This window comes from Halobacillus sp. BBL2006 (assembly GCF_000786645.1).
Taxonomy (GTDB): domain Bacteria; phylum Bacillota; class Bacilli; order Bacillales; family Halobacillaceae; genus Halobacillus.
Genome location: NZ_JRNX01000134.1, coordinates 1 through 1,548, shown reverse-complemented (window position 1 = coordinate 1,548; position 1,548 = coordinate 1). Strand labels below are relative to the sequence as shown.

The following is a 1,548-nucleotide window of genomic DNA, read 5'->3' as shown; positions in this document are numbered from 1 at the left end:
TTTGCCTCCTCATTATGATTCAGCACTTTATCGGTAATATGGCCAATATGGCCTCCAAGGTCGACAGAATGGACACCGACTTCTATCGCTGTTTTGGCCACAATCTCATTGAAGGAGTAAAATAAAGCATTGATCACGACATCGAAATTTTGCAGAAATGCCGCTAATTCTTTAGTATTCCCTGCATCTACTTGATAGGCCTGAATCTTTGGTGAACCGATCGCTGAACATACCGCTTCCGCTCGTTTCACATCGATATCAGCGAGCCCGACCTTTTCTACACCTGCACTATGAACTAAATCTCGAGCCGCTTCTTTTCCCATCAATCCAGACCCTAGAACAGCTACTTTCATCGTCTGCACTTCCTCTCCAATGAATTACATAAGCCTCTACTCCACATCAATCTGAGCACGCTGGAGCTTGCCGCTGAAATCAACGTATACGGATTTCCATTCCGTAAACACATCTAACGCGGCCAACCCAGAATCCCGGTGGCCATTGCCCGTTCCTTTCGTGCCTCCGAATGGCAGGTGGATTTCCGCCCCTGTCGTTCCGGCATTGACGTAGACAATTCCTGTATCTAAATCACGCTGTGCCTGAAACACACGGTTGACATCGCGTGTGAAAATCGAACTGGATAATCCGTACTCCACGCTATTATTGATTTCAATCGCTTCCTCCAGGCTCTTAATTGGAATCAAGGAAACGACGGGACCGAATATTTCCTCCTTAGCAATACGCATGTCAGGAGAAACATCTGTAAATAATGTCGGAGCGAAGTAATGACCTTTGGCAAAGTGGCCGTTCTCCATGACGTAGCCGCCTGCCAAAAGCTTGGCACCTTCATTTTTTCCGATTTGAATGTAGCTTTTAATTTTTTCTAGACCGCCTTCATTAATAATTGGTCCAACTTTGATCGACTCATCTAGGCCGTTTCCAATCGAAAGCTTCGCCATTTCATTTAGCAAACGCTCTTCTAATTTGTCTTTTAAGCTTTCATGAACCATAACCCGACTGCAGGCTGTACAGCGCTGTCCGCTCGTTCCGAAAGCACTCCATAAGATCCCTTCGACCGCTAAAGAGAGGTCGGCATCCTCCATCACGATGACAGCGTTCTTTCCGCCCATTTCAAGGGAGACTTTTTTCAATTTCTGACCGCATTTCGAAGCAATGTTCCGCCCTACTTGATTCGATCCAGTAAACGAAATGACACGGATATCATCCTGTTCAATCATCGCTTCACCGACGCTCGACCCAGAGCCAAATACGACATTCACAACCCCATTAGGCAATCCTGCTTCTTCAAAAATCTTCGCAAGTTCATAGGCCATGATTGGTGTTTCGGTCGCAGGCTTCCATACGACGGCATTCCCAGCGACAACAGCCGGAAACGACTTCCACGTTGCAATCGCAATCGGAAAGTTCCACGGGGTAATGATGCCGACAACTCCTACTGGAGCGCGTACACTCATCGCAAATTTGTCCTTCAGCTCAGATGGCGTCGTCTGACCAAAAAGCCTTCGCCCTTCACCCGCCATATAGAAGGCC

Annotated in this window: 2 protein-coding genes; both read right to left on the bottom strand. The window is 47.3% G+C overall.

Annotated elements, in window-relative coordinates; genetic code table 11:
• A partial coding sequence (locus LD39_RS04955) for a saccharopine dehydrogenase NADP-binding domain-containing protein (protein ID WP_035543549.1) occupies positions 1-353 on the bottom strand: 353 nt, incomplete at its 3' end.
• A gap of 36 nt (positions 354-389) precedes the next feature.
• The coding region (locus LD39_RS04950; RefSeq protein WP_035543547.1) for an aldehyde dehydrogenase family protein at positions 390-1,548 on the bottom strand (1,159 nt) is incomplete at its 5' end.